Source organism: Streptomyces sp. NPDC001732, assembly GCF_053596315.1.
Map to the genome: position 1 here is coordinate 1 of NZ_JBSFFY010000133.1, position 6842 is coordinate 6842.

The 6842-nt window shown below is 64.9% G+C and carries 6 protein-coding genes and 2 pseudogenes; 4 read left to right on the forward strand and 4 right to left on the reverse strand.

The genetic code is table 11. The annotated features are described in order from the left end of the window. Window positions 1-257, forward strand: a 257-nt coding sequence (locus ACWCXX_RS40085; RefSeq protein ID WP_451136102.1) for a transposase, incomplete at its 5' end; no start/stop codon positions are given. Between the two features lie 240 nt (window positions 258-497). Next, window positions 498-2501 (forward strand): multicopper oxidase family protein, encoded by a 2004-nt coding sequence (locus ACWCXX_RS40090; RefSeq protein ID WP_451136104.1) that lies wholly within the window; start codon window positions 498-500, stop codon window positions 2499-2501. Window positions 2502-2661: 160 nt separating this feature from the next. Here the strand turns inward: ACWCXX_RS40090 and ACWCXX_RS40095 are convergent, their stop codons facing one another. Next, on the reverse strand, window positions 2662-3564 hold the full coding sequence (locus ACWCXX_RS40095) for a hypothetical protein (protein WP_451136106.1): 903 nt from the start codon (window positions 3562-3564) through the stop codon (window positions 2662-2664). A gap of 137 nt (window positions 3565-3701) precedes the next feature. On the opposite strand from ACWCXX_RS40095, the pseudogene ACWCXX_RS40100 reads away from it, so the two are divergent. Further along, window positions 3702-3995 (forward strand): annotated as a pseudogene (locus ACWCXX_RS40100) (helix-turn-helix domain-containing protein); the annotation flags it as partial. Then, a pseudogene (locus ACWCXX_RS40105) lies at window positions 3941-4543 on the forward strand (ATP-binding protein); the annotation flags it as partial. The pseudogenes ACWCXX_RS40100 and ACWCXX_RS40105, both read left to right, overlap by 55 nt. On the opposite strand, the gene ACWCXX_RS40110 reads toward ACWCXX_RS40105, so the two are convergent. From ACWCXX_RS40110 to ACWCXX_RS40120, 3 genes are all read right to left on the reverse strand, one after another. Further along, window positions 4536-5060 carry a hypothetical protein gene (locus tag ACWCXX_RS40110; protein ID WP_451136108.1) on the reverse strand — a complete coding sequence of 175 codons (525 nt, stop codon included), beginning with the start codon at window positions 5058-5060 and terminating at the stop codon, window positions 4536-4538. The pseudogene ACWCXX_RS40105 and the gene ACWCXX_RS40110 overlap by 8 nt on opposite strands. Beyond that, window positions 5057-5407 (reverse strand): helix-turn-helix domain-containing protein, encoded by a 351-nt coding sequence (locus ACWCXX_RS40115; protein WP_451136110.1) that lies wholly within the window; start codon window positions 5405-5407, stop codon window positions 5057-5059. The genes ACWCXX_RS40110 and ACWCXX_RS40115 overlap by 4 nt, the downstream gene beginning before the upstream one ends. 300 nt (window positions 5408-5707) lie before the next feature. Further along, on the reverse strand, window positions 5708-6481 hold the full coding sequence (locus ACWCXX_RS40120; protein ID WP_451136112.1) for a hypothetical protein: 774 nt from the start codon (window positions 6479-6481) through the stop codon (window positions 5708-5710). Window positions 6482-6842: the final 361 nt, after the last annotated feature.

A 6842-nucleotide genomic window follows, 5' to 3' on the forward strand; every position in this document is an offset into this window, starting at 1 on the left:
TCGTCGAACACGGCGCGCAGCTCGGAATCGACGTCGAAGTCGTCAACAGAATTCCCGGAGTCCGCGGCTTTCACGTCGTGAAAAGGCGCTGGGTAGTGGAGCGGAGTATCGGTTGGATCATGATGCACCGACGTCTCGCCCGCGACTACGAGACCCTAACCACCAGCTCCGAAGCCATGATCTACGTCGCCTCGATCGACAACCTCGCCAAGCGCATAACGGACGAGACCACGCCAACCCGGCGAGGGACCCACTAGGGCATAAGAGGCAATTCGCCCACACTAAACGCCCTCTGACGGTGTCGTCGGCTGCCCCAATCGCTGTGACGAGGCCATTTGCAGCAACGGAGGCCGTCACTGTGCCGATTCCCGCCCGAACGCCGCCCGATCCCAACAACCTGACGACACACCGGGCAGCCTTCCATTACCCGCTGTTTACGCGCTCTAGCATCCCGTGAGGAAATGATCGGCGCCCTTGGGCTGCGGAAGGCGAGAGAAATGATCGCACGAAGAGATGTGCTCGTAGCCGGGGCCATCGGTGGGACGGCCCTGGTTCTTCCAGGACCTAATGGGGCGGTGGCACTCCCGATCGGGACCGCGATGGCCCCGAGGGCCGGGTCTGCTGCCAAATTCCCAGTCCCCACTCTGGACCCCACGACCATCCCGAAATACGTCACCGCCCTGGTGATCCCGCCGGTGATGCCGAAGGCTCGCCACTCGCACCGGCACGGCATCGACACGTACGTCATCGGCGTCCGGCAGTTCAGCCAGCAGGTATTGCCGCCCACTCTGCCGTCCACCACTGTGTGGGGATACGGCTCGCTCGGGGACAACAACACGTTCAACTACCCGTCGTTCACCATCGAGGCCAGGGTCGACCGGCCTGTCCGGGTCACCTGGGTGAACGATCTCGTCGACAGCCAGGGCCGTTTCCTCCCGCACTTGCTGACGGTCGACCCCACCCTGCACTGGGCGAACCCGCCGGGCGGTAAGGCCGGGCGTGATTCCCGGCCGACGTTCACCTCGACGCCGGGTCCGTATACCGGCCCCGTGCCGATCGTCACTCACCTGCACGGTGGGCATTCCACCGAGGAGAGCGACGGCTTCACCGAAGCGTGGTATCTGCCACGCGCGAACAATATTCCTCCTGGATTCGCCACGGTGGGCTCGTTCTACAACGAGTTCCGGGAGAAGTTTGCCGATACGCATGGCCTGAAGTGGGACCCGGGTACCGCGACCTTCCAGTACGCCAACGACCAGCGGGCGTCGACCCTGTGGTTCCACGATCACACCCTGGGTCTGACCCGGCTCAACGTCTACGCCGGACCCGCCGGGTTCTATCTGCTGCGCGGCGGCGAGTGCGACCTGCCCAAGGGGGCTCTGCCCGGACCGGCGCCCGCTTTCGGCGATCCGCCGGGCACCCGGTACCACGAGATCCCCCTGGCCATCCAGGACCGCTCGTTCAACTCGGACGGCTCGCTGTTCTACCCCACGAGCCGGGAATTCTTCGACGGGTTCGCGGGGCCGTACATTCCCACCACCGATGTATCCCCCATCTGGAACCCCGAATTCTTCGCCAACACCATGGTGGTCAATGGGCGGACATGGCCAAGCCTTGAGGTCGAACCGCGTCGCTACAGGCTGCGCTTCCTCAACGGATGCAATGCCCGGTTCCTCATCCTGAAGATCGCGGACAGTCCGACCGTCCGGCCGGCCCAGTCGGCCGTTCCGTTCTGGCAGATCGGCAACGAAGGTGGGTTCCTGCCCGCACCGGTGCAGCTGGAGCGGCTGTTGTTGGCCAACGCGGAGCGGGCCGACGTCATCGTCGACTTCACCGGGATCCCGGAAGGCACCGAGCTGTACCTCATCAACGAGGGCGCGGACGAACCCTTCGGCCGGGGCGAACCAGGCGTGGACTTCCCCGTGGCGGATCCGGCCACCACCGGGCAGGTAATGAAATTCGTGGTCGGCCCGCTGGCGAGCAAGGACACCAGCGTCCCGCCGGATCGGCTCAGGCTGCCCAGGATCCGGCCACTCGGCTCGTCGAACGTCACCCGTCGGCTCTCCCTCAACGAGATGCAATCCAGCAGTCCCCAGGTGCCGCCGGGAACGCCGGTCCAGACTTTGCTCGGGACGGTCGACTCCGCTGGCAATCCGGTGTTGCTGGGCTGGGCCGACCCGGTCACGGAGAACCCAAGGCTGAACGCGACCGAAACATGGGAGCTGCACAACTTCACTGTGGACGCCCACCCGATCCACATCCACGAGGTGGCGTTCGAGGTGGTGAACCGGCAACCGTTCAACGGGTCACCCATTCCGCCGGAGAGCTGGGAGCGTGGCTTCAAGGACACCGTGATCGCCTATCCCGGAGAAATCACCCGGGTGAAAGCCCGGTTCGACCACCCCGGTCGCTTCGTCTGGCACTGCCACATCGTCGAGCACGAGGACAACGAGATGATGCGCCCGCTCCAAGTCGGAGGCAGGCGCAAGAAGGACCACTGAGCCTCTTCCAACCTCATACCTGTGCTGCTCATCGGCCTGCTGACGACTGAACGCACCGATCTGTAGTGAGGTCGTGACCAGCAGATCCGCAGTCTGTCCCGGCGGCCCAGACGCTTCGCAGAGCATGGTCAGCGGTGTTGACAGCCGGGTTAGAAAGGGCTCAGCGCTCCGGGAGCTCCCATGAGGCGAACCAGTGGGGGAACGGTCCGGCGGAGGGCGGGAAGGCGAACGGCGGGGTGCGTTCTGTGAGCAGGCGCAGCACGAACTCGCCGGTGCCGCAGTCGAAGCGCTGCCACTCACCGTCCAGGTACTGCACCAGGACCGGCCAGTCGTCGGGATCAGCTGGTCCGGTCAGCCAGTGGAAGGTCAGCTCCTGCTCGGAGGTCCCCCATATGAGCACGCCGCCGGGCGCGAGGTGGACCGGGTATGGCCGGTACAGGTCGGCGTACCGCGCCATGTCCTGGCCCCAGGAGACTAGATCCGTGCCCAGTGCACCCGGCACCAGCAGGTCCAGGTACTCGTCGAAGCTGCCCGCGCCGAAGGCGTCGACGATGTCCTTGTAGTCACCGGGCAGCGCGGTGTCCAGCGCTGCCTCCGTCGCGGCCCAGTCGACGCCGCACCGATCGGGCTCCGTCCGCCCGGTGGCCTCCCGCAGCAACGCCACCCACCCGACCCCGGGCGGGCGGGTGAACGCGCGCCGGGCGAGGATCACGACGCGGCGCGGGCCATCGGCGGTGGCCGTCACGCCGTATCCGAACCAGTGCTCGGCCAGCACCCACCCGCGCAGCTCCAGCAGCCCGCCCTCCCCGCCGATGGGGAGCCCACCCTCCCCGCCCACCGGCGGACCGTCGGGCACCCCTGCCGCCCTACCCCCGACGACCCACGCACGTACCGGCAGACCCGCCCCGCCAACCACGTCCGCAGCGACGCGCTCCAGCTCGGCCAGATCCTCCACGTCACTGGGCACGCAGACATGCCCTGCCCCATGAATGGGCAGCGGGCAGTGCAATTCGGGCGCGCGCCAGGCGTCGTTCAGACGGGCGCGCAGAGCTGAGGCGTCCACGCGGCCAAGTGAACAGCACGGCACTGACATTGAGCCTTATCAACCTGTATCAGCAGTACGCCGTTGGGCTGACAACAGGATGAAGCCCTGGTAGGTGGGCTTTCAACCAAGATCACCAGTCTGCCAGGAGCTTCCGCGTGCTTGTCTACCCGTCCGGTATCGACCTGTCCAGCCGCACTCTGCAGCACCTATCCGGTCTCCTCGCAGGCCACCGTCGACGGATCGGCTCCCGCTGGCGTCGCCTGACCTGTGGCCGGCAGGCCGTGCTCGTCCTGGCCCACCTGCGCTGCGGCGACACCTACGCCCGCCTCGCAGCAGGATTCCGCGTCGGGATCGCGACGGTCCACCGGTACATACGCGAGGCCGTGGACCTCCTGGCCGCTCTCGCGCCCACGCTGGAACAGGCCATAACGACGGTGCGGAAGAAGGCGTAACCTTCGGCGACTGGCACGAGAACAAGTCCTCCATCCCCAGGGCCACCCAGGACGCGCTCAAGAGTCTGGAATGGATCGGCCGCCGCGAGAACTTCTGCATCTGCGGACCGTCGGGCACGGGAAAGTCGCACTTCACCGAGGCTCTCGGGCAGACCGCGGTCAAGGCCGGACTGACCGTCGCCTGGTTCACCATCGAGGACCTCGGAGCCCTGGTCCGCCGCCACCGCGCGGACGACCCCATCGCCCGGGCCCTCGCGAAGATCGTCCGCTCTGACCTGATCATCGTCGACGACATCGGCCTCCTGCCCGTCTCCGAGGACGCCGCCGAGGGCTTCTACCGCCTGGTCGACGCCGCCTACGAACGACGCTCGATCGCCGTCTCCAGCAACCTCCATCCCTCCGGATTCGACGAGATCATGCCCAAGACCCTCGCCACCGCGACCGTCGACCGACTCCTCCACCATGCCCACGTCACCGTCACTCAGGGTGACTCCTTCAGGTTCACCGAAGCCACCAACGGCAAGGGAGTGAAGCCCTTCAGCTAACCCACACCACACCAGGGCGGGGAGGTATCTGGCCGCCACCGGGGAACTTCCACCGGCCGTCAATGGGGAGAACTACTGGCCGCCTCTGGGGAGAACTACATGGCCGTTGACAGTCCCGGAAGCTGACGCGTCGGACGTTTCCGCAGGCGGTGCACTCGGCGGTCTCCTGCGTGCAGACCGAGCAGTACCAGTCCTGGCCCTTGCGCTGGAGGGTTCGCAGCTGCTTGCCGCACTCCGCGCAGACCGGTGCCGCGATCGCCGAGGCGCCGGCCTTGCGGAGCTCGATGAGCAGATCGCCGATCGCCCGGGGTGCTGGGGACCGGCCGTCGGTCAGGAGCGCGGGCCGTATCGCCAGGGCCTTGGCCAGGCTCCGTGACTTCGCGCGGCCGCCCGCGACCGCGGTGACCACGGCCCGGATCCTCTCGGCGCCGAGTTCCTTCTCGACATCGGTGACGAGGTCTGTGATCAGGCCGATCGGGTCCGCGACGGCGCGATCCAGCTGGTCAGCCGTGGTCAAGACCTGTCAACTCCTCTGATGCGAGCACGTTTTGGACGCAGTCCGCCGAGCCCCTCCGTGTCGGGCACCGAGCCACCACCGGCTGCCTTCTTCGGCTTCTTCACGACCCCGGCCGCCGCGATGGGCTCGATGAGGTCGTCCATGGTGCAGTCGAAGATGTCGAGCAGGGCCATGAGGATCTTCAGGCTCAGTCGCTCCGGTCGCTCGACGACGAGCCGGTAGACCTGGCTGGAGGACAGCGTGATGCCGCGTTCGGCGAGCGGGGGCAGGAGGTCGGTGGTGGAGAACATCCCGCGGTCGGCCATGACTTTGCGCAGGTGCCAGTGGTAGTCGAGCTTGGCGGCCATCGCCGGATCCCTCCTGTCAGGCCCCGGCGAACGTCGGCGCCAGTGCCTTGTGCAGGGAAGTGTTCATGAAGTCGTCGCTGACGTGCGTATAGATGGCCAGGGAGCTGTCGCACTCGTGGCCGACCTGCTCCTGAATTATCTTGAGTTCAACCGACGGATAACCCGCTGACCAGCGAAGGTGCGCTCTAGACACCGTCGTCAACGTTCGCGAAGTTTGCCGAAGATCGGCAACGTCTCGCTCAGCAGAGTTACGAGATCGATACTCCAGGCTGGACAGAACACACTTCCCGTCCAAAGCGCTCAAGGGGAAGCAGTGCATGTACCATCCTCAAACGGTTCCTGACAATGGTGCGGCATCGGATCGTATTCGTCTATCAACTCCCAGACCACTGCGATAGCGGCGCGAGCAGAAGAATCGGAAACATCGGTTCCGCTGTGCACAACAGAATTTCTCGGCTTTAGCAGGTCATCCCTTATCCTGGCAGGAAGTGTCATGCCGAGACCCTCGGCAAGCCTCATCCTGGGGCCGAGCATACGGGCGCGCTCTATGCGTGCCCTGACTTCGAGGGGTGGGTATTGCGTCGACAGCCGAGCGGTGATGCCGTTAGTCAACGCGACTTCTGCGGCAGTTGCCGCATCAATCAAAGCAAGACGTCTCTCGCCAGTTGCAGCAGCTCGCATGGCTGTTGTTAGCAGAACCCGCGACAGAGATGGTTTATCGTCCGAGCTCGTGTGCTCCAGGGCGTGGGACCATTGCCATCGAGATGTGCGATATGGCTCATGGATCGCGCCAGCGTGATAGGACGCAGAAAGAAGCACGTCGTTGTGGCCCGATGCCGCCCAGAGGGTTTCTCCCTGACCGAGTTCGATAAAGTCGGTCGGCCCCTCCGCGATCACTGCGAGCCAGTCTCGTAGAAGATGTTTCCACTGAGCTATGGCACGATCAAAAGCGACTAGCTCATCTCGTGAAGAGATAACGGTATCGACAAGCGTGAGTCCGATTGCCCGGATGGTCACAGACCGGGTTTCATTGATGTAGCCCCAGTCGACCTCCGGCCAGCGCGGTTCCTGCAAGTGCTGCTCGTTATAAGGGGAACTAAGGGGCCCAGACCCCATTACCCAGCCAGGGCATGGCCCTGGTAGCACTGCATGGCACTTGATACCGCCGATAGTGGTTGCGTATCTGAGAGTGAGGGCGTCGATCGAGCTGTGCACCCCCTCACATAGGGGGATGACGAGGTGTTGTTGGCTCATGTTCGCATCTTTCGCGCGGGAGACATTAATTAACCGTCCTTTTCCCGACTGTCGGAGTTGTCAAGAGGATGTGCCATTCACCGTCGGGTTACTGAGGTTGAACTCGTGATGTCGTGTCCTCGCTCAGGCGGATCTGATGGTCAGGCCGGTCTCGGCGAGGCAGCCGTCTATGAGGTCGCTG